Annotated in this window: 20 protein-coding genes and 1 riboswitch; of the genes, 6 read left to right on the forward strand and 14 right to left on the reverse strand. The window is 52.8% G+C overall.

Annotation, left to right across the window (positions count from 1 at the left end; genetic code table 11):
• Window positions 1-115: 115 nt before the first annotated feature.
• From I2123_RS17815 to I2123_RS17830, 4 genes are all read left to right on the forward strand, one after another.
• Window positions 116-1,459 (forward strand): aminotransferase class I/II-fold pyridoxal phosphate-dependent enzyme, encoded by a 1,344-nt coding sequence (locus I2123_RS17815; protein ID WP_213051147.1) that lies wholly within the window; start codon window positions 116-118, stop codon window positions 1,457-1,459.
• 22 nt (window positions 1,460-1,481) lie between these two features.
• A riboswitch (Fluoride riboswitch) is annotated at window positions 1,482-1,544 on the forward strand.
• Between the two features lie 64 nt (window positions 1,545-1,608).
• Complete coding sequence (gene crcB / locus I2123_RS17820; protein ID WP_112169049.1) at window positions 1,609-1,992, forward strand: fluoride efflux transporter CrcB; 384 nt, start codon at window positions 1,609-1,611, stop codon at window positions 1,990-1,992.
• 430 nt (window positions 1,993-2,422) lie between these two features.
• Window positions 2,423-3,079, forward strand: a complete 657-nt coding sequence (locus tag I2123_RS17825) for a TetR family transcriptional regulator (protein WP_112169051.1) — start codon at window positions 2,423-2,425, stop codon at window positions 3,077-3,079.
• A 9-nt stretch (window positions 3,080-3,088) separates the two neighbouring features.
• The gene (locus I2123_RS17830; protein WP_213051148.1) at window positions 3,089-4,276 is read left to right on the forward strand and encodes a multidrug effflux MFS transporter; all 1,188 of its coding nucleotides are present in this window, start codon (window positions 3,089-3,091) and stop codon (window positions 4,274-4,276) included.
• A 67-nt stretch (window positions 4,277-4,343) separates the two neighbouring features.
• On the opposite strand, the gene cspE is transcribed toward I2123_RS17830, so the two are convergent.
• From cspE to I2123_RS17855, 5 genes are all read right to left on the reverse strand, one after another.
• Window positions 4,344-4,553 (reverse strand): transcription antiterminator/RNA stability regulator CspE, encoded by a 210-nt coding sequence (cspE, locus tag I2123_RS17835; protein ID WP_056772010.1) that lies wholly within the window; start codon window positions 4,551-4,553, stop codon window positions 4,344-4,346.
• Window positions 4,554-4,729: 176 nt separating this feature from the next.
• Window positions 4,730-5,467: a DUF2076 domain-containing protein gene (locus I2123_RS17840; protein WP_112169055.1), complete on the reverse strand. Its 738-nt coding sequence runs from the start codon at window positions 5,465-5,467 to the stop codon at window positions 4,730-4,732.
• Window positions 5,468-5,671: 204 nt separating this feature from the next.
• Window positions 5,672-6,802 carry an ABC transporter substrate-binding protein gene (locus tag I2123_RS17845; protein WP_112169057.1) on the reverse strand — a complete coding sequence of 377 codons (1,131 nt, stop codon included), beginning with the start codon at window positions 6,800-6,802 and terminating at the stop codon, window positions 5,672-5,674.
• 199 nt (window positions 6,803-7,001) lie between these two features.
• Window positions 7,002-9,092, reverse strand: a complete 2,091-nt coding sequence (locus I2123_RS17850) for a prolyl oligopeptidase family serine peptidase (protein ID WP_213051149.1) — start codon at window positions 9,090-9,092, stop codon at window positions 7,002-7,004.
• Between the two features lie 36 nt (window positions 9,093-9,128).
• Window positions 9,129-10,160 (reverse strand): Ppx/GppA phosphatase family protein, encoded by a 1,032-nt coding sequence (locus I2123_RS17855; RefSeq protein ID WP_213051150.1) that lies wholly within the window; start codon window positions 10,158-10,160, stop codon window positions 9,129-9,131.
• Window positions 10,161-10,501: 341 nt separating this feature from the next.
• Between I2123_RS17855 and I2123_RS17860 the strand changes: the two genes are divergently transcribed.
• Window positions 10,502-10,747, forward strand: coding sequence for a hypothetical protein (locus I2123_RS17860; RefSeq protein WP_112169062.1), 246 nt, complete (start codon window positions 10,502-10,504; stop codon window positions 10,745-10,747).
• A gap of 64 nt (window positions 10,748-10,811) precedes the next feature.
• Here the strand turns inward: I2123_RS17860 and I2123_RS17865 are convergent, their stop codons facing one another.
• From I2123_RS17865 to I2123_RS17905, 9 genes are all read right to left on the reverse strand, one after another.
• A complete protein-coding gene (locus tag I2123_RS17865) occupies window positions 10,812-11,327 on the reverse strand; it encodes a cupin domain-containing protein (RefSeq protein ID WP_213051151.1) in 516 nt (171 codons plus the stop codon).
• A 39-nt stretch (window positions 11,328-11,366) separates the two neighbouring features.
• On the reverse strand, window positions 11,367-11,717 hold the full coding sequence (locus I2123_RS17870) for a hypothetical protein (protein WP_244879849.1): 351 nt from the start codon (window positions 11,715-11,717) through the stop codon (window positions 11,367-11,369).
• A gap of 49 nt (window positions 11,718-11,766) precedes the next feature.
• Window positions 11,767-12,792, reverse strand: a complete 1,026-nt coding sequence (locus I2123_RS17875) for a diguanylate cyclase domain-containing protein (RefSeq protein WP_244879850.1) — start codon at window positions 12,790-12,792, stop codon at window positions 11,767-11,769.
• A gap of 261 nt (window positions 12,793-13,053) precedes the next feature.
• Window positions 13,054-14,109 carry an NAD(P)-dependent alcohol dehydrogenase gene (locus tag I2123_RS17880; protein ID WP_213051153.1) on the reverse strand — a complete coding sequence of 352 codons (1,056 nt, stop codon included), beginning with the start codon at window positions 14,107-14,109 and terminating at the stop codon, window positions 13,054-13,056.
• Window positions 14,110-14,193: 84 nt separating this feature from the next.
• Window positions 14,194-14,601, reverse strand: coding sequence for a (R)-mandelonitrile lyase (locus tag I2123_RS17885; protein WP_213052559.1), 408 nt, complete (start codon window positions 14,599-14,601; stop codon window positions 14,194-14,196).
• A gap of 248 nt (window positions 14,602-14,849) precedes the next feature.
• Window positions 14,850-16,007, reverse strand: coding sequence for a CfaE/CblD family pilus tip adhesin (locus I2123_RS17890; protein WP_213051154.1), 1,158 nt, complete (start codon window positions 16,005-16,007; stop codon window positions 14,850-14,852).
• 9 nt (window positions 16,008-16,016) lie between these two features.
• Complete coding sequence (locus I2123_RS17895) at window positions 16,017-18,755, reverse strand: TcfC E-set like domain-containing protein (protein ID WP_213051155.1); 2,739 nt, start codon at window positions 18,753-18,755, stop codon at window positions 16,017-16,019.
• Window positions 18,756-18,831: 76 nt separating this feature from the next.
• Window positions 18,832-19,335, reverse strand: coding sequence for a CS1 type fimbrial major subunit (locus tag I2123_RS17900; RefSeq protein ID WP_112169076.1), 504 nt, complete (start codon window positions 19,333-19,335; stop codon window positions 18,832-18,834).
• Between the two features lie 178 nt (window positions 19,336-19,513).
• Entirely contained in the window at window positions 19,514-20,311 is a 798-nt protein-coding gene (locus I2123_RS17905) for a fimbrial protein (protein ID WP_213051156.1), read from the reverse strand.
• Window positions 20,312-21,119: 808 nt separating this feature from the next.
• Between I2123_RS17905 and I2123_RS25550 the strand changes: the two genes are divergently transcribed.
• Entirely contained in the window at window positions 21,120-21,674 is a 555-nt protein-coding gene (locus I2123_RS25550) for a hypothetical protein (protein ID WP_244207744.1), read from the forward strand.
• Window positions 21,675-21,825: the final 151 nt, after the last annotated feature.

Below are 21,825 nucleotides of genomic sequence, written 5' to 3' on the forward strand. Positions count from 1 at the left end.
AGATCATGTTCACTGCAACGTGATTATTTTATCGCCTCCGTTGGCTAAGTTTGATACTAATGGCATAAATTAATATGTACAATAGAATCTTTGTTACTGAACAAAAGGCAAAAAAATGGCTGAAAATTCCCCTGAAAAAACGCTGGATGCGCAATGGTTAGCAACACAATTGCAGGATCGTTCGATGCGCGGTATTGCAATTGAAACCGCAGCGCTGATCCGTTCGGGTGTGATCGAGATAGGTACGCACCTGCCCGCCGTTCGCGAACTGGCGCAGGCGTTAGGGGTGAGTCCGGCGACGGTATCCGCCGCCTGGGGGCAGCTGCGCCGCCAGAAAGTCATTGCGGGACGCGGCAGAAATGGCGTCTGGGTCTGCGGCGATATGCTGTCACCGCGCCCTGCCCGTTTTGAGAAGATCGGTAATTTCGGCGAGCATATCATCGCCGATCTGGCGCTCTCCTCGCCCGATCCGGCCTTATTACCGGAATTACATGAAGCCATGCAGCACGGCGTCAGTGCCGACAATCTCAATAGCTATCAGCGTGAAGCCATCGCGCCCGCCTTACTCGATGCCGTGAAACCTGACTGGCCTTACAACGCACCGTCGTTTATGGCCGCCGACGGTGGCTTCGACGCCATGAATCTCACGCTGCAAACATTACTGATGCAGGGCTCCGTGGTGGCGATTGAAGACCCGACCGCGACGCGTTTGCTCGATATGCTGGACAATCTCGGCGCACAGGTTGTGCCGGTGAAATGTGATGAATTTGGCCCGATCCCGGAATCGCTAAGCCTGGCACTGAACAAAAACCCTTCGGCATTTATCTATCAGCCGCGTACCCATTCCCACTGCGGTCATGCGCTGAATGACGCGCGTTTTGCGGCGCTGGCGGAAATCCTCGGCGAGAGCAATACGCTGGTTATCGAAGACGACGGCATCGGGCAACTGTCGGCCTATCCACCGGTCAGTATGGGCAGCGTCTTGCCGGATCGCACCGTGCATGTCCGCTCTTATTCCAAAGCCTACGGCCCTGATTTACGGCTGGCGGTACTGTCCGGTTCCGAGGATTTGGTGAAGCAAATCAAATCATTCCGTAATTTCGGCGCGGGGTGGTCGAGCCGTATCCTGCAACAGGCGCTGGCGTGGCTGATTAACGACGCAAAAACGCAGGCCGGTATTACGCACGCCAAAGCAGTGTACGCAGAGCGGCGCAAAGCGATGTCCGATGCCCTGCGCATTCGCGGCGTGAATATCCCGGAACGTGACGGGCTGGCGATATGGATCCCGGTGCCCTCCGAGCAGTTTGCACTGGTGACGCTGGCCGCACGCGGGATCGCCGTGCTGCCGGGCGAACGTTGCCGCATCGGACCGGGGCAGTTTATCCGCATCAGCACCAGTCAGATCATGGCGGATAAAGTCGATCTGATTGCCGATGCCATAGTGCTGGCGATGGGCTGACGTTTCACGCTAAAATCAGCGCCTGCTGTATGGAGATGACATTCCTCCCAAACCGCCTTTACCGGCTGATGATGTCTACGCAATCTCGCGAGAGGTTCGTAGCGTCGTGCCCGGACCTTTCTGAATTCAACTTACTTAGAAGGGATTATATGTTTAGCACCTTACTTGCAGTCTTTATTGGCGGCGGCATTGGCAGCGTTGTCCGGTGGTATGTCAGCCTGAAAATGAATGGAATGAGCCCGGTGCTGCCGGTCGGCACGCTGACGGTCAACCTGGTCGGCGCGTTTATCATCGGGCTGTGTATTGCCATTTTTAGCAAGATGACGCACCTGGATCCGGTCTGGAAAATGCTGATCACCACCGGTTTCTGCGGCGGCCTGACCACCTTTTCTACGTTCTCGCTGGAAGTTGTTTACATGTTGCAGGATGGCCGTTTCGGTGCGGCAGCGCTCAACATGGCGCTTAATCTGGCCGGTTCCCTTGCCATGACTTTACTGGCGTTCGCGCTGGTCAGCTGGTACACCGCGCACTGATCCTCTCCGGCAGCGAGGCTTTTCTGCGTAAACGCCCCGCTGTTGTTTTCAAACCGTGATGCAGATTCACAACTCTCCTCTTTGTCTTAATGTTTCCTTCATGTTTGTCGCAGATAATAGACCACATCAAGTCTGGTTCGTTATTTGCACACATTGAGGTTTGCCATGTTTTCTGCTCCAAAAACGTCATCTGAATATCTGGTTGTGGCCCTTTGTGTCCTGACCCTGGCGGCTTTCTTACAGGCGTATTTCGCATAATCCTGCCTGTTCATGCCATACCTTAATTCCCTCTCTTCATAAAAACGGTGCAATCTTCTGGAATGCGCCGTTTTTGCTACATTCCTGATACAAATATTGTCCTGATGGCCCTTATTGCCTATAATTGAGAATGATCGTTCACAATCAATGACAGCGACACGCCAGGACTTCCATGCTTGCCCCCCAACAATGCAGTAAAGACGCGCGCATCAGCGCCCGCCGCGACCAGATCATCGCCGCCGCCCGATTGTGTTTTCGTAAGCACGGTTTTCACGGTGCCGGCATGGCAGAGATAGCCAAAACGTCGCAGCTCAGCGTGGGGCAGATTTATCGTTATTTCGCCAACAAAGACGCCATTATCGAAGAAATCGTGCGTCGTATGGTGATGAAAAAAATCCAGCTGATCACCGGTAACGCCCATAATTTACAGCAGATCGCCCACAATCTGGCGCACCGGCGAATTGGTAATCTCAGTTCACCGTTTAAGGAAGATGTCTGTTCGGAACAAAAAGAGCAGGCCGAAATTGACCACGCGCTGATGCTGGAGGTGGCCGCCGAAGCCACCCGCAATCCGGCGGTGGAAAAGATCTGGCGGGATTCAGAAAAGCAGCTGTTTAACGAAGCCAAATCATTCCTTAGTAAAAGTTTCCCACAGTTTTCAGATGAGGAAATGACAGCAAAAGTCGAAAGCCTCGCCGTCATCTGCGAAGGCACCGCCTTCCGCCGCCTGACCACCGTTCACGCCGATGCAGAGGTTCTGGAAGCGTTATACCATCGCTACTTTCAGGATCTCTTCAACACGGATTTCACCCCCAGTAAACCGGAATAACTCCCCACCATGAGCGCTCACCTGCAAGAAAAACGCCTCGGCTATGCCCTGGTTCTCGGCTCACTCGCCGCTCTCGGTCCGTTATGTACCGATTTGTATTTACCGGCGCTGCCAGAACTGGCCGGTGAACTGAATACTTCCACCGCCAGCGCGCAACTGAGCCTCACCGCAGGGTTGCTCGGTCTGGGCTTCGGCCAGCTGATTTTTGGTCCGCTAAGCGATCGCTTTGGCCGCATTCGCCCCTTGTTATGGTCGCTGGCCTTGCTGCTGGCCGCTTCGGTGTGGTGCGCCGTAGCACCGGATATTCATCAGCTGATTGTTGCCCGTTTACTTCAGGGCATCGCCGGTGCAGGTGGCGCAGTACTTTCCCGCGCTGTCGCCAGAGATTTGTACAACGGTCACGAGCTGACACGCTTCTTTGCCTTGTTGATGCTGGTCAACGGGCTGGCGCCGATCATTGCACCGGTGCTGGGTGGCGCGATGCTGAGCTGGATGAACTGGCGGGGGATTTTCGGCGTGCTGGCGGTCATCTCCATCATGCTGTTTGCCTCCTCGGCGCTGAAGTTGCACGAGACGCTGCCGCCGGAGCGCCGTTCGCAGGGCGGGATTTTCAGCATGCTCGGCTCGGTCTTTTCATTACTGAAACACCGTCCGTTTATGGGATTGTGCCTGACGCAGGGCTTCGTGATGGCGGGAATGTTCGCCTATATCGGCGCATCGCCGTTCGTCTTGCAGCAGATTTATCACCTTAGCCCGCAGATGTTCAGCCTGTGCTTTGCGGTCAACGGCATCGGTCTGGTCATTTCCGCGCAGGTATCCACCCGCTTTAGCCGTCGCTATGGCGAAATGGCGCTGGTGAAAACCGGTCTGTGCATTGCCGCCGTGGCGTCTGTCGCGCTGGTGATCGCCGCCAGTCTTGGTGCGCCGCTGATTATGCTGCTGGTGCCGTTGTTCTTCTCGGTGATGGTGATCGGGATTGTCAGCCCGAATGCCGGATCGCTGGCGATGCAAAGTCAGGGGAAAAATGCGGGCAGCGCGTCGGCGCTGTTGGGTGTGTGTATGTTTGCGCTGGGCGCGCTTGCCGTGCCGGTGACCGGTTTCGGCAGTATGCCTGCGCTCTCGATGGCGCTGACCATGCTCGGCTGCTACGCGATAGCCATCCTGCTGTTCGTGACGCTGGTGCGCAAACCGGCTTAACGTTACTTGATGACAGACAGGCAAAAAAAAACCCGCTTCGGCGGGTTTTTTAAGAATTCGGCTAAAGTCAGATAGCGATAACGTTAGCAGCCGACGGGCCTTTGGCACCATTGGTGATTTCGAACTCTACGCGCTGGCCTTCAGCGAGGGTCTTGAAGCCCTGGCTGGAAATAGCAGAGAAATGAACGAAAACATCTTTGCTGCCATCTTCAGGGGTAATGAAACCAAAACCTTTAGATTCATTGAACCACTTAACGCTACCTTTAATCTTAGACATCAAACTTACCTTTACGTGAATGTTGGACACAAAATGTGTGTCATTTACAGTACAGCAACAGATCTTCATTTTGTCCAGAATTCTGATAGCAATAAGCGATAAAGCTCTCATTCCTGACTTTTCGTTGCCGCTTTCTTCTGCAAAATCAGCCCTTCACGCCCTGATATCGCGCATCCTCAGAAAAATGAATCATCGTCATTATTGAAGTCATCAGAGTCGAAATTATCTGACCCGAAGCCCAGATCTGAATTGTTATCGCGCATCGACGCATCCTCCCAGGAAGGCTGATTACTGTCGAAGCCCTGGTTGTTGTCATCCAGAAAACTGCTGTCGGCGGGATTAAGATTCTGCACCGGCGGCTCTTCGATGATATTGACGATTTCCTGCGGCTGGCTGTGATGGAACATGCCGGTCAGCATATCCGCCAGCACCACGCCACCGGCAACACCCGCCGCCGTGCGCAGCGCGCTGCCCAAAAAGCCCGGAGCCTGCGGTGCGGCTTGTGCCGGTGCCTGCTGTGGCTGCCCGGCGTATTGTGAAGGCTGCGGCTGAGCGCCCCACCCTTGCGTGCCGGGGATCGGCTGACTGCCCTGCGATACAGGACGCTGCGGTTCAGGCGCAGAAGCTCCGCCGCCAAATAGCCCGGCCAGAAAACCGCTGCTCTGCGGTTTGGCAGTTTGCTGTTGCAACTGATCGATTTGCTGCTGTAAGGCCTGCACCTGACCGTTCAGTTTGGTCAGCGCGGCTTCCTGAATAATCATCGCCTGCGCCATATAATACGGCGCCGACGGCTGCTGACGGATATGGGCCTGAATCACACGCTCAGCGTCCGCATCACGCGGCGCCGTATTGGACTCAGCCTGTTGCAAGCGACTAAAAAGTCCGTCAATTAAACGCTGTTCTTCAGATTGCATAAATTCACCTTGTTGATGTCGTACGCTTCGCTGGCGATCGCCATGGCGACCGATAGCGGGATTCTATGAATCACACTAATACAATTGAATTGAGGTATGAATTAACGGAGTGTCAACGAATGTGACGAATGTAAATGGCGGTCATAACCGGCACTGCGGAGGATGAAACCCGCCTGCCGGAAAGCAGACGGGATAACGCTGAATTTATTTCTTCGCTGACCAGCCGAGGATGAAATCCTGATCTGGCAGATTGGTGTAGTTACGCACGATGTCGTGGTATGTCTTCGCCGGATCCAGCGTTTTAAACTCTTGCGGGTAGATGAATTTCGCCAGATATTCCATCCCGACAATGTTGTACGGATGGTTGTAGAACTGGTGATAAACGGCGTAGACATTACCGTTTATGACGGCCGGGATCTGCGCCACGCCGGTACGGCTGGTCAGCACCTTGGCCGCTTTATCCAGACTCGCCTGATCCGCACCGTAACCGAACGGCAGAATGTGGGTGACTGAACCGCCTTTCGGACGTGCGGAACCGGTCATGATGTAAACGTCCGGCTTCATGCTGATCACCTGCTCCAGCGAAACGGTGCCCGATGCGCCCGGCAACAGCTGGGAGCCGATGTTATTGGCGTCTACCGCCTGAATCAAACGCCCCCAGCCTGCATTACCGTGGGTGAAGCAGCAGGAATCATCGCGACCGGCAATCGGTTCGATGAAGACGTTTGGCTTGGTTTTGATGGCGGAAACGGCTTTCTGTATGTTCTGGAAATGCGCATTGTAGAACGTGGTGTAGGCGCGGGCGTTGTCTTCCTGATTCATCACTTTGCCAAGCAGCTCGATGCTTGGCGCGGTGTTTTTGGCCGGATCGAGTTCGTAATCTAAGAACACCACCGGAATGTGCAGTGCGGCCAGTTTATCCAGCACGCCCGCCTGTGCGAGAGAATCTTTAGCACGCAGCTGCGCAACCATCAGATCCGGCTTCCTGGCAATCACGGTTTCGAGATCAACCTGCCCTTTATCGCTGAACCCCATATCGAGAATGTTGGCAGATTCCGGCCATTTGCTTTTCAGCATATCCCAGGTGCCGCTGTCGGTTTTCTTCAGCAGGTTATTCCACGCCACCACGTGCTCAAAAGGATTGGCTTTGTCCAGCACCGCCAGCGCCAGTAAATCGCGGCCATCCTGTAAAATTACGCGCTGCGGCGCTTTCTCGATAGTGACTTTCTGTCCGGAAATGTCGGTTACCGTCAGCGGATAAGTGGTGGCAAAAACTGAGAAGGAAGCGGCCATCAGACCGGCTACAGACAGCACGCGAGCGGTGTTCTTGTACATGCAAAGCCCCGAAAATGAGAATGAATGAAAAATGATTTTGATAATTGTTATCAAACAAGCGGAAATAATAAACAAGGAACGATTGATGAGGCAACGCTTTTACGGGGAATAATGCGGATAAAACATGTCGAAATATGAACGGGATACCAGACTGGCATCCCGTTTGAGTTAAGTCAGAGAATCCATAAAACGCCTGAGGTTACGATTGGCGTCCGATGAATTTCAGCAGGAACTCACTGACCATTACGCGTTTAAAGGCGGACTGCGCTTTGTCTGCCGCTGCACTGTGGCCGCCTTCGGTATTCTCGTAGAAATACACATCAGCAATACCCAGCGCCTGCATTTTGGCCGCCATTTTACGCGCATGGTCTGGCCCGACGCGGTCATCGCTGGTCGCCGTCGAAAACAGGACCGGCGGGTATTTTTTCGTCGGATCGATGTTGTGATACGGCGAGAATTCGCGGATAAATTCCCACTCTTGCGGGATCTGCGGATCGCCGTATTCAGCAATCCACGAAGCTCCGGCTGAGATTTGCGTGTAGCGTTGCATGTCCAGCAACGCCACTTCGCAGACGATCGCGCCGAACAGCTCCGGATATCGCGTCAGCATATTGCCGACCAGCAGCCCGCCATTGCTGCCGCCCTGCGCCGCCAGATGTGCCGGTGAGGTGATATTGCTGGCAATCAGCGCTTTGGCGACCGAGGCGAAATCTTCATACGCGCGCAGACGTTTTCCCTTCAGCGCGGCCTTATGCCATTCCGGCCCGTACTCACCACCGCCGCGGATATTGGCCACCACAAAGACGCCGCCGCGATCCAGCCATGCCACCCCGCTCACGCCGAGATAATAGGGATCGAGCGACACTTCAAAACCGCCGTAGCCGTACAGCAGCGTCGGATTTTTGCCGTCGTACACCACATCTTTGCGGCAGACCAGGAAATACGGCACGCGGGTGCCGTCTTCGGACTGCGCAAAATGTTGGCTGACCTGATAACGGGATGCATCGAAATGCGACGGATCCTGTTTAAGCAATTCTGCCTCTTGTTCCGCGCCGTTATCCAGACTGCCAAGCGACAAACTCGCCGGTTGCAGGAAACCGCTGACGGTCATGAAATAGTCGTTCGAATCGTCCGAGACGCCCCATGCGTTGATTTTACTGAGTTCCGGCACATGCCCGAACGGCTCGCGCTGCCATTCGCCGTCTTTTGGGGTCAGCACTTCGAGGCGGTTCACCACGTCACGCGTGATACTCAAAATAATGTGATCGCGGGTGCAGGAATAGCCGTTAAGCTGATCACGCGTGGCGGTAACGCCGCTCAGCGCGCTGTGATCGGCCGGCACAAAAAGCGGCACCAGCGCACGTTCGCCAGCCATAAAAGCGTCAAAATTCATGGTCAGCAGCGAGCCGGACGGCCAGCTTTGCCCGTTGACCTGCCATTCGCTGGAAGGCTGGATCAGGATCCATTCGCGCCACGAACTGAATTTGGCATCGTCAGGCAAATCGATTTTGATCAGTTCTTTTTCTGCGTTCAGCAGGAACACTTCGCGGTGATAGAAATCGATCACCCGCACGACATAATCGTGCTCGAAGCCGGTGAAACTGTCGTGATAGCCAACGGCCATCATGTCTTTTTTAGCCGCGCTGTAGACCGTCGTGGCTTCGCTGAGCGGCGTACCGCGCGACCAGATTTTCACGATGCGCGGGTAACCTGAGTCGGTCAGCGAGTCTTCGCCAAAATCAGTGGCGACAAACAGATGGTCGCGGTCAATCCAGCCGGTGCGGCTTTTCGCGACCGGCAGGAAGAAGCCATCGGTGACAAATTCCAGCGTCTGCAAATCAAACTCGCGCACTTCTGAGGCGTCGCCACCGTCCGGGGACAGGAAAACCAGCGCCCGCTTGTATTCAGGTTTCAACGGAAAGATGCCGTGATACACCCAGTCTTTCCCTTCGGCTTTGCCCAGCGCATCAATGTCCAGCACCGTTTCCCACTGCGGTTCAGATTTACGGTATTCATCCAGCGTGGTGCGGCGCAGCAGGCCGCGCGGATTTTCCGCATCCTGCCAGAAGTTGTACCACTTTTCGCCAAACCGCCCGATGCCGGGGATCTGATCCGGCGAGTTCAGCCCTTTGAGCACTTTCTCGCGAAGTGGATCAAACTCTTTGCCCTGGGTAAAGGCGGCCAGCGTGATTGGATTTTGCTCGTGCGCCCAGGCCAGCGCCTGTTCGTTGCGGATCCCTTCCAGCCAGATGAATTCATCGTGCGGCGGATTCGTTGAGTCAGTTGTCATGCGGTTCTGCTCCTTCAGTCATGCGTTAAACGGGCGTTATTGCACCAGAATGCCCTGAATCAGGCTGGCTTTCACCACGGTCACCTGTGGAATGTTGAGCGCCTGCATAAACCCTTCGACCAGCAACAAATTGCTGACGTCGGTCGCCCGATATTCCCCGGCCAGTTCGCTATCGCCTTTCCACACCTGTTTTTTCGACACGCGCTGCACATCTTCTAAGGTGTAGGTATTGTTTGAGCCATCAGTTTTATTGGCGGAACGCAGCTGGTCTTTGACCGAATAGCCGTGAACGCCGCCGATACCGATCACCCGACGGGTTCTGGCATCCTCTTTGATCTGCGGGCTGACGTGCGTCCGCGCGTAGAAATTCACATAACGCAGCACCGTATTACGCAGCGAACCAATCGGGTTCGGCGAGGCCGCTTTGTCGAGTTCCTGATTTTTCAGCACGCTGATGATGAATTCTTTTAGCGTCACCGAGGCCAGACGCCCCTGATAAATATCGGTTACCGTTTTACCCTTCTGCTGGCGAAAGGCGGTCATCTGCATCGAACCGCCGCCGATGTCCCATACCAGCAAATCTTCATTTTTAATATGGTTGTCATGCAGCGCGGCTTTCGCCGAAATAAACCCCAGTTCAGCTTCCTGCTCCTGCGTAATGATGCGCAGCTGGATCTGTGCCTGCTGGTTAAACTGGTCGATCACCTGCTGGCCATTGGCTGCCGAGCGGAACACCGCTGTCGCCACGCCGGTAATACGCTGAGGATGGAACGTGCGCGCCTTATCGACCATCTGTTTGAGCGCGGTAACGCCCTGCTGCTGCATCGCGGCGCTTAACTGATTATTGCCAGATTTGCCTAAATCATCGTTAAAGCCCAACGCGCGCTGGTCTTCATACAGCACTTTACCCAGCTGGTGGCGGCAAATATCCACCTGCGCAACCTGAATTTTCGTGGTACCGGATCCCATATCGATGCCCGCACGGGTTTCAATACAATGATTAGCCCATGCCGAAAACGTACTTAATGCTAAGGCGATACCCAGAAGATTTTTACGTGTGCAATTCATCTCATCCTGCCCTGAAAAATATAACAAAAATCATAAAGCATTCAGAAATACCCGTTTTATCCCGTTGAGTTCAAGCTTTTTTGCTTCCTGTTTACGCGACAGCTTTCTGTAAAAGTGCGAATACACTGTTCTAAAAAAGCGAAAATCACTTCACTTTGTCCTAAATAATTCATTCTGAGATCCCGCGATGATTTGGCTATTCCTTTTTGTGAGTCAGCTCATGCATTGAACCTATTGGAACGCCTATAAAGAAATCATTACCTTGTGATGACAAAAAATGACGTGGTTGTGAGGTAAAAATGAGGCACGAAAAACAGGTAGTTTCATAAAGGAGTGAAGGTATGGAATGGAAAATTATAGATATCCTGAATACCCCGCACACAGGACTCAAATACATCTGCATTCAGGCGTTTAAAAACCTGAAGCTGATTTTATCGGTTGATGACAACTTCTCGCTGAAGACCGGTGATACGCTGGAAATTACGCCGGAAGGTTACTCACTTAACCGCCATGAAGCGCAGACGCTGAAGATTCACCGCATGATGCCCTATTGTCAGCAGCGCTGGCAGTCGCTTTCAATCCAATGAAGACTTTGTAGAAATGATGATCTTTGAAAAAAACGCGGTACAAACCCCGTAAAAAAGCCGGTTATTACACCGGCTTTTTATTGCCTCTTTTTTGATCCGACAGCCCGTCATGTTCCCCAAATTCCTGCGGCGGCACATCCTGCCAGCGGTCTTTACGGGTGGCTTCATATTCCTGATTCTTCGGATAATAAATACGGTTCTCCGCTTTGTTCGCCTCACCTATCGTCAGCAAATGCACTTCTTCATCGGTGTTGTTGATGAAGTTATGGCAGATGCCGGTTCCCTGCGGAAAAGCCACCGAATCGCCCGGCTTCAGCGGATGCAAATCGCCGTTGATCCACGCATCCGGATGCCCCTCGAGCACATACACAAACTCATCTTCAGCACTTTCTGCATGCGGATAACTGGTGCGACGCCCCGGCGGCAGGCGTTCATGATGGATACCAATACGCGTCAGCCCGAGTGATTTTCCAAGCGGTGCGCCGATTGACATTAGCTCGTCATCGCCGGGATAACTGCCGTCGTCCGGGCCTTCGAGCTCAGTCCAGTGACGGATAAAATCAGGTCTTTCCTTGCTCATAACGCCTCAGCAGTGTGGGCTTAAGCCCAAAACGTAAGATTAATAATGCGTTGGCAATCCTGGCTGCGCAGAATAATTGCTTTGCGCCAGCGTCTTCGGCAAACAGGCAAACCTGATGTGTACCTTTTCGCCATCATTACTTTCGCCAAGCGTCTGGTATCTGCCGCTACAAAAATCGTAAATCTTTTTGTAGGTATCCACCCGACGTTGACGTTCCAGAATTGAAAACACGGAAGACGTATAACTCGCCTGCCCCTGAGCAAAAGATTCATCAAATTTTGCCGGACGGTAGGTTTGCTCCCCTACAGGTTCGTCGATACTTGAGCATCCTGCCAGAAAACCGGCGGCCATAACCGCTGCAATCATCACTATTTTCATATTTTTCATCATTATTCATCCCGGAAAAATGTATTCCAAATCAGTGTAGACCAGGAAAAGCTTAAGCTCTGCCTGCGCTGCCAATACTGTTTTTGCCATTTTGCTTTATGGTCGCCACGGCGCGCTCGGCTGCGGCCAGCCACTGGTGGTAATCTTCCCGCCCCCGCGAAGTGGCGATACCTGCGCTCAGTGAGCACTGGAAACCGGCGTCCTGCGACAGCCGGATTTCAGACGCTTTGAGCAGTAACCGGTATCCCACCGCGTAGGCTTCCTCTTCGGAAATTCCCGGCAGGATCACCACAAACTCATCGTCACCCAGCAATGCCGGAAAATCATGCTCGCCGGTTTCCTGACGCAAAATCGTCGCCACCGAACGCAGCACATAATCTCCGGCCTCACGACCAAACAGGTCATTCACCATTTTTAAATCATCGACGTCGAGCACCATCAGGCAGGAGAGATCTTGTCTGGAACGTTCAAACTCCAGCATCAGTCGCCTGTCGAGCAACCGCCGGTTTGGCAGGCCGAGGAAGGGATCCATCAGCGCGGTTTTCTCCAGTTCATGCTGTTTATCACGCAACTTTCTGGAGATGGAATAATTGGCGGCGCTGAGGGCGATGATATAGAGAGTTGACAGGGGCAGCGTCAGCCACAGGGTACGTACGGTCACCTCTGTATAAAACGTCATGCCCGAAAACGGCCAGCAGACAATAAATCCGATGCAATAAAAAGCCATCGCGCGGCGTAACAGACGCCAGCCACCGGCGGAAAAGCGATCCGCGATAAGGATAGACGTAATCACCGCTGACGGCAGAGGACAAACGCCCATCAGCGCGACCCAGGCGCCACCGGCAATGGCATCAAACGCCAGATTCCTGAATTCGGCCTGATTGGGCTTTTTGGAACGCCGCGAAATCATCATCGCGAGGTGTGGCCAGACAAAACCATTGAACACCAGCAGACTGATTGGCAGCCAGGATGCACCCCGCTCTTCAAGCACAGAAGCAATGGGCAGAAAGCAGAGGAAAGTGCCCAACATGCGCATCAGATACATTCGTCGTAAAAAACGATCCGAACGTTCACGCACGTGGCTTTCATCCGGGAAGAAATATGGCATACCTGACAAAGCTCGCTGAATATAATTCTTTTTATAGTAGTCGAGTTAGTGATGGCGCATCTAGTTAAAGCATCGATTTCAATAGAGGGAATAAGGCGTGTTTTTGACTTATTTAGAGAGAGCTAAGGGTTTAGCGGGGAAATTTGAGATAGAGGGCACGGGGAATAAAAAAACGGCCCCATCAGGCAGTGTTCCCGATGGGGCCGGCAGGCGGTGCGTAAAGCGGATCTATTACGCCGTCAGCGTCGCCATATCAATCACGAAGCGATATTTCACGTCGCTTTTCAGCATACGTTCGTAGGCGTCGTTGATGTCCGGCATGTTGATCATTTCGATGTCAGAACCGATGTTATGTTTGGCGCAGAAATCGAGCATTTCCTGCGTTTCTGCAATACCACCGATGCACGAACCGGCGACGGAGCGGCGGCCGAGAATCATCGACAGCGTATTGAGCATCGGGCTGATATCACCGAGGAAACCAACGAACACCAGCGTGCCGTCGATGTTCAGGGTTGGCATGTAAGGGTTGATGTCGTGAACGTAAGGCACGGTATCAATGATCAGATCGAACTCGCCGTGGGTTGCGGCCATCTGCGCCTCATCCGTGGAGACCACGATGTGATGCGCACCCAGACGGCGTGCATCTTCCGCTTTACCAGCGGAACGGGTGAACAGCGTGACTTCCGCACCCAGTGCGTTAGCCAGTTTCAACGCCATGTGCCCCAGGCCACCGAGCCCGACCACACCGACTTTGCTGCCCTTGGTGATGTTCCAGTGGCGCAGCGGCGACCAGGTGGTGATACCGGCGCAAAGCAGCGGTGCGGCGGCTTTGAGGTCAATGCCTTCCGGCATTCTCAGTACGAAGCTTTCACTCGCCACGATGGATTTGGAGTAACCGCCGTAGGTCGGCATATGGTCATGGCGATCCACGCTGTTATAGGTCTGGGTGTTGCCTTCTAAACAATACTGCTCAAGCCCTTTCTCACACGGGCTGCACGTACGACAGGAATCGACCATACAGCCGATCCCGGCATAATCACCGACTTTGAATTTGGTGACGTTCTTACCGACTTTCGCCACGCGGCCCACCACTTCGTGGCCGGGCACCAGCGGATAGGTGCTGAATCCCCAGTCGTTGCGGGCCTGATGTAAATCTGAGTGACAAACGCCGCAGTACATTACGTCGATCACTACGTCGTCGGCGCGGGCTTCGCGTTGTTCAAATTCAAAGGGCGCTAATGGCACTTTCGCTGACTGGGCAGCGTATCCGAGCACTTTCAGGGTCATGATATTTTTCCTGTACAGGTAGAAAGTAAGAAATCCCGTCCGGATAAACCGGACAGGATGTTGCCAAAACGGAAAACCTGTTCTTTATTTCTGATACTGCGCGTCGGTCACTTTTTCCATCCACTCTACCGGGCTGCCGTTGAGGGATTCAGCAATCGCGATATGCGTCAGAGCGTTTTCCGGCGTCGCGCCGTGCCAGTGTTTCACCCCTTCAGGGATCCACACGATATCGCCCACGTTCATTTCGCGAATGTCGCGGCCCTCTTCCTGTAACCAGCCGCGACCGTGGGTGACGATCAGCGTCTGGCCCAGAGGATGGGTGTGCCACGCGGTGCGCGCGCCGGGTTCGAAGGTCACGGTCGCGCCGCCAATGCGTGCAGATTCTGTGCCGCTGAACGGCGCATCAATGCGCACTTTACCGGTGAAGTAACTTTCCGGGCCGCTCTGAGAAGGGGTGGAACCGCTTTTGGTGATTCTGATTGTGTCGTTCATTTTATTCTCCGCTTCGGCAAATGCTGCCGGGGCCATGCAGGACATCATCATTGATAGTGAAAGCGTAGTTGCTTTGAAGGCGTTCATTGCACTTTCTCCTGCCACGTTATGCTCAAGCCATTACAGACTTATGATTGATTGAACTACGTTACCGTGCTTCGCGTAGGCGGACTAGGTGGCAAAATGCGAAAGCACCTATGAGTAAAATTCATCAATCAATGTCAGGCGCTGAGAATATTGTCGGAGACTTACTGCGTCGTCGGGGTATAAATAATCCTGAGCGTGCCGCGATAACGCCCCGCCGTTTTCGACGATAACGTGAAAGACGGCGTAATTAACTCCATCGGTGCGGGAACGCACAGCACGGAATTTCGCTGACCCGGTAAAACCACGCGTCGTAATACGCCTTTATTGGTACCGCTCCAGATGACCTCGGTGCCGTTTTGTACTGCCTGCCGCGCCTTGGTGAGCGGATTAATCACCTCTATCGAATAATCCAGACGATCTTGTGCCAGATTTTTATTCCCGCCAATGAGATATAACGAAAACAACCCGGTGGCTCTGGAGGGCGCGGCAGAACCTTCGTCCTGAAAGATCAGGCTTACGCGGTTGCTGTCCGAATTATTGCCATCATAAAGACACATATCCAGGGAACGGCTACCGCTTACGGTGGTGGTGGCGCGGGCGCCGGGGAAAATTTTCAACCCGAGATCCAGATTCGCCGCCGCATTGCCAAACTCGGGCAGATAGATCTGCTGATTACCGTAATCCGTCACCTTAAACGTCATGCTGGCGATCCAGTCAGCCAGCTTGATCACGTTGGTACAGCCCACGTTCACGTTCTGCGAATTACCGGTACAGGTTACGGGCCATTGCATCAGCGACATTTTGAGCGTTCCGCTCCAGGTTCCGGCGGAGGGAAATTTACTCAGCTCCGACGAAGGTACATACGCCGAATAATCCGTACCGTCGCCCCTCGGCGTAACCGCGCCACCAAAGGCATTCAGCGGAACCAGATTGGTTGCCACCACCACATTATTTAGCGATCTGCGTTTGGTCATATAGACATTGAGCACCAGCGTCTGTTTAGTGGTGCTTTCGGTAAACAAAACCGGCACGGGATACGGCGCCGGGGACGCTTCCAGCCAGACCGGAAACGTCAGGCAGGCACCGTACTGATTGCTGGTTCGTGACTGACAAACCAGCGTGTTCCGCCCCCATTTTGGTGCGTCGTTGGTGTCATAACCGCCGTTTTCGTTGGTCCAGATAGGCAACTGCGCCGGTACGGACATCCGGTCGAAGGACACGGCGACGCTGGTATTGCGTCCTGACGGCGTGAGCGAAGCCGCCTGCGCGCCAGCCATCAGGCATATCAGCGCCAGACAGGCGAGAAATCTACTTTTCATACAAAATCCCTATTGTTGTTCCTGCGAAGAAAACGCTGCCCGTGCAAGAGGTCCTTCATCCGTACGGCGGGTAGCGATCAGCATTTTTGCCTGCTGCTGAACGTCCTGCGGCACCGACGCAAGTTCGACCGTTTTACAATCGCTGTCGCCGACATAACGCACGACGTCATGCGTGCTTTTCACCTTCAGTTCGCAGCGGTACATCTGCATCCCACGCGCCATATATAAATTCTTCATGCGGTGATCGGTTTCCGCCGTGAATCCGCCCTGCCCTAATCCCGACCAGCTGGCGACATTTAGCGGCGTTGCGCCTTCCAGCGGCGTTTGCTGATTGATCATCAGTCTGCCGAGATAGGTGTAGCGCGAGACGATATTCACCTTGCTGACCAGCATCCGTCCCGGCGCGATAAACAGCGTCCGGCGTCCGGCACCCTGCGTGATTTCACTGCGCATACCGGCGGTAGATTCGATGGAATCATTGATGCTGATATTACTTTGCGTATACGCCGGCACGCTGAACAACGTACGGCCTGTACCGTGCAGACTGGCGCTGCCTGCGCCGTCAACGGAGACATCCACGCGGGTATCCCGGCTGTCATCGGTGCTCGCGACGTTCAGCCCGACGGCAGCACCGGGCAGGCCGTTGCCCCATTTCCCCCAGTACAGACCGGATTTCGCCACCGCCATTGAGGAGTTATAGCTACCGCTGCTGCTTAAACGCTGGCCCGACGCCCCCGAAGAGGCTGAACTGAACGCCAGACTGCCGCTGCCGTACTCGCCGCTGGTTTTCCCGTAGACCGAAGCATTCAGCGTATTGTCCTGATTGCCGTTGAGATTCACGCCGATTTCCTGCTGATTCTGCGCATCGAAATACCAGTTTTGCGCGACGTTATAGCCAATCTGATCTTTACTGCTGCGGTCAGTCTGATAAGTCATGCCCACCGAGCTGTAGTTCGAGCGCGCATTAATCGTCGGCGTGCTGACGCGCGAGAGCGAAACGGAGAGAAATCCGCCGTTATCGCGCTTCATGCCGGTGCTGTTGGTACGCGTAAAAAGATTGGCGCTGGTGTTGATGTTGATGCCGCCGACGCTGAAACCGCGTCCCAGCCCGGCCTGCCAGGTGGTCGTCTGCGTTTTGTTATAACTGCTGCGGCGTGTCCATACCGGCACCACGTCGTTATCATCGAGCTGCGCCGGGATCACGTTGCGACCTTCATTTTTGCTGGCGCTGTAACCGGCGTTCACGTACCAGCTTTTCACCGGCACGCTGAACATCAGGCTGCTGCTCTGATAGCAGCCGCTGAAACCGTATTGGCCGCCGTTGTTGCTGTAACAATCCTGCGCATACAGTGCGCTGCGGTAAAAACTGAGAGAAAAACCGTCGTTATAGGTGACCTGCTGAATGTTGCCGCGCGAGCCTTCGCTGCCCTTCAGGTAACTGAAGCGGGTGGTGAGAATGCCGTCGAGCAGCGGGTTATCAAATCCGTGACTCCAGTCGAGTGCGCTTTCGATAAAATGGTTGCGGTTGGTCGCGGCCACACCGCCGGTGAGCGCGGCTTCACGGGTGAGCGGCACTTTGATCCCCGCCTGCATCACGCGGCGATCGGCACCATTTTTTGATTCTGCGCCGTTGCCCTGAACCTCGCGTTCAGGAATGGCACCGCCCTGCACAAACCATTCGATGTTCTGGCTGGTGGCATTGCCCGTGCGGCTAAAAGGCACCTGCTCGGTGCGCGACAGCTGATTATCTTCGTAAACGCGCAACGTCACGGTGTAGCTGCCGTTAGGGAACGCGGTGGTATCGAGGTTCTGTGTCCCCGCATTCAGATAAAAGGTGCCGAGCAACTGCTGATCGCGATAGGCATCAATGCGCGACGGGCGGGTGATAAATACCGTCACCGGTGTGCCCTGCGCGGCCTGTGAATTGTTCATCCAGGCAAGCGTGGAACCGACGCGCGCACCTTCGATGGTGCTGAGCGGCAACTGGCTGAGGGTAATATTTCCGCCTGCGTTGCTGAAAATATCCCGCGAGTCCATGCGCCCTGCCTGAACGTAATAGCGTTTGCCGACGTCACGGCGCAGGAAGACGTTGTTAAAACGCACATCCTGATGATTTTGCTGGCGATATTTCTGCGCCAGATATTCCCAGTCAATACCGGCATAACTATTTTCCGTCAGCCCGAGCGCGCCCGCGCCCTGTACGGATAACGTCTGGTCATCGTTATTAGTAACGAAGTTAATATTCTGCTGATGGATAAACGCCGTTTCCGTTTCTGCCGTCTGTTCGTAGTACGGCGAGCTCTGGTCTGCGGCAAGCGGCACAAACTCAGGGCCGAGGAACAGCGCGACTTTGGCATTATTTTCATCATAGATAAGTGCAACCGAATCCGTTTCCAGATAGTCACACCCTGCCACGCCGCCGTTACTGCTGCACGCCAGATTCCCGTTACGTGCCATAGGCTTGCCGATCAGACGATCCAGTACTGCTTGCTGCTGAGAACTCTTTTGATAATGCGTCATCACCGCCTGCGCCACGTCTTCCGGTTTGAGGAAAGTGACGGTATCGAGGTTAACGGAGGCTTCAAAAAGTCCGAGCGATTGCCCGTAGACAGAAAGATTGACCCACAGCGTCTGGCCGGTGACCAGCGATTCAAAACCAGGCGGAACCTGGGTGGCAGCACGGGCTGAAAGAAAGGGGGTCAGGGTAATGAAAGAGGCGATTATAACGATGCGGAAATTGACCTTCATTACAGCGTCCTGCTGAAAAAGAATAACAAGGGGGCGAACTGCCCCCCGAAATAATCGATCAGTCAACTCCGGCAAATCAGCTCGACGTCGTTGCCTGTGTGATTAACAGGCTGACCACGCCGGAATAGGTGCCGGTCGTCAGAGGCGCTACGGTTGCCGGGGAGATTTTCAATGGCAGAACGGAAGAACCGTTCTCAGTGCCCGCCGGAAACAGGGATGCGTAAGTCAGGGAGGTCGCCGTGGTGGTGATCGGTTTCAGATCTGCACCCAGCGTGACTTTCAACGGAACGGCGGTACCGGTTACGGTTTCGTTTAACTGGGCAGTACTCACCAGCGCCACGTTGATATTGGCGGTAGAAGAATTCGACCAGATTTTGGTATCCAGTGAATAAGTCGATAAACCACGACCAGGAATATATTGCATATTAATGGTGCCCGGCAGTGCAGTACCGTCTGCCTGAGTCATATCAACCGTCGAATCAACGTTGGCATTGACAGTAATATCTTTCTGCACAGCCTGTGCATTAAATGCAGCCGTTAACGCAGCAGCGATGAAAAGTGGTTTGATTAATTTTTGCATTTGTAGCTCCATGAAAATCTATGTAATGGTCACAACGCTACATAATTCGAGCTGCAGGAAAGTGGCTGAATACAGCCAACGCACCTGCGGCTTGAAGAATGATGCGCATCCATGACCGTTTTATTGATAATGAACTGCTTCATAACAAACAAGTTGTTATTCTCTTAGAATAAGTTGATTATTTTCCGAGAACGTATTCGTTCATATTTCTCGTTTTTTGATCAACATATTTAATTCTTATTTCCTGTGCAGCATTTATTTCAGCTGGCGTCCAGGCTTTGAACCGCAATGTCTCATCCGGATATACCGTGGCGTGTTCCTGTTTCCACTGGCAACTGCCGCTGCTATTTTTTTGCAAGCAGAGAGCGACTTCGCGGATCACCATGCGCACGGTGCCATTGTTTTTAACGTCGCCTGACGATAATGGAATGAGTGATAACACAGCGTGTTTCGGCGGAATATGAACCAGCACGCCCCAGACTAAATTGATGCCCACCTGGTTGCTGATTTTATTCTCCTGACCGGTGTTATCTTTCAATTCCTCCGGCGCACCGACGGCCTCGAAGTAAACACGCCAGGCGGTCTCTTTCTCCGGGGGTTGTAACGAAATAAGACGAATAATGCGTTGCGAACCCGATGCCAGCGCGAATTTATCCGGGGTAGCAATCAGCGAACGCGAAACCGCATCTTCTATCAATATTTCTTTTTCAAATTGCGTGGCAGGGCGATCTATACGCTTAATGCTGACTTTAATAAACTGCGCCTCACCGCTTTGCGACAAAGTCTGTACCTGCGCTGCGCCCTGGCTATTAAGCGTCACCTCCATGGGATAAACGCTCATATTTGCCAATGCAGCAGGCATGGATAAAAAAGTCATTAATATCAGTGAACAACACAGTGATCTGGCGAACTTCTTTTTACAAAACAACGCAAAAGAATTGCCGTAACGCAGGGTCTGATGACGTGACTCTTCCATGATAAATCCTTATAAAATCCATTAAACAACGTGCCGGTAATTCCCCCTCCTGAGAGAACCCCTGTTAACCCGGACATCTGAACTCACGGGTATAACCTGGCGATAAGAAAATTCTCACACAGGCTTTGTTATGTCACTGTCCATTTTTGTGGTTAATTTTTTTAAGAGAAAGGCAAAAAAATCCATACTGTAATAAAAACCGTCTAACTCAATGAAATAGCTAATTAAAATAACCATACAAAAAATAAGTCATTGGCTTTTGAAACTATTTTAACCGGTCAAAATAAAATCACTGTTTATGCTAAATAGCCACTTTAGTGCTAGGATTATCCTGAGAAGGGCAATAAAGACCCTTACTGCTTTTAACAACAATCGCTAAACACCCACTATCGCCATATAGCATAATGAACCGTTTCTCAACGGACTTTAAATTAACACTAAAGAACAATGGCGATATTTTTTTATTTGTATTATGGAACCAGGCAAAGTAAGCAGCAATATGAAGAGCAAACAACAACTCACAGAATTAATTTTTCACCGTGCAGAAGAAATTAAGTCCCACAAAGATATTGAGGCAGTCATGCAGAAGCACTACAAACTTCTGTTCAGACTTTACCTGACTAAACCTCTCTATTTTAAGGTTATTTTTAAAGCAAACCGTTTTATTATCGGTTCGGCCATCATGGCGTATTTTTTCACGACAGAAAAACCGACACTTCGCCACGTCAAAGATTTTTGTAAGAAAACAGGGTTAATCAGTGACAATACGATCGATTCCTTTCTGCTCTTCATCCGGGTAGGCGGTCGTATGGACGTTAAAAAGGATCCGCAGGATAAACGAAAGTTAAACTATCAGGTGACGTCAAAGGCGCTTGATGAAACCCGTGCGTTAATTAATACCATGATGATCCCCTATGGGATGCTTTATCCGGATTTCGATGTCTCCGGATGTTTGAAAATGGAAAATTTCACCGCTGATTATTTCCAAAAATATGCCGAAATCATCCTCAATCAGGTGTATCTCTTCGATATGGTGCCGGATTGTAAGGCGTTCGTTTTCAGAGATGCCGGACACATGCTGCTGATGGATCTCTATATCGAGAGCATCAAACAGCAGACGGCGGTGATCGAGTACAACTACCTAAAAGCCTCGCTCAAATGTGGTGTGTCACGCTCGCACATTAAACGGTGTCTGAAAGCCGCTGAGGTTGACGGATTACTGACGCTCGATACACCGAATAACACCATTATTCTGCACCTGACCTTCATGCAGATGGTGCTGAACTACTTTGCGGTTTACATGGCGATGGTTGAGCATGGATTGCGTGGTTTGCCCGGTGCCCCCCCGCTGCCGGCGCACTGAACCACAAAATTTTGCGGTTCAGATCACACTTCAATTATGTTAACGTTAACACTTGTGATTAACATCATAATTCCGCATCGTACCGTCTGGGAAAAGCAGTAAGTTAACGTTAACAATGTGGTCTATCTCTTCGAAACACGCACGGATATGC

Source organism: Rahnella inusitata, from assembly GCF_018288855.1.
In the GTDB taxonomy this organism is placed as follows: Bacteria; Pseudomonadota; Gammaproteobacteria; order Enterobacterales; family Enterobacteriaceae; genus Rahnella; species Rahnella inusitata.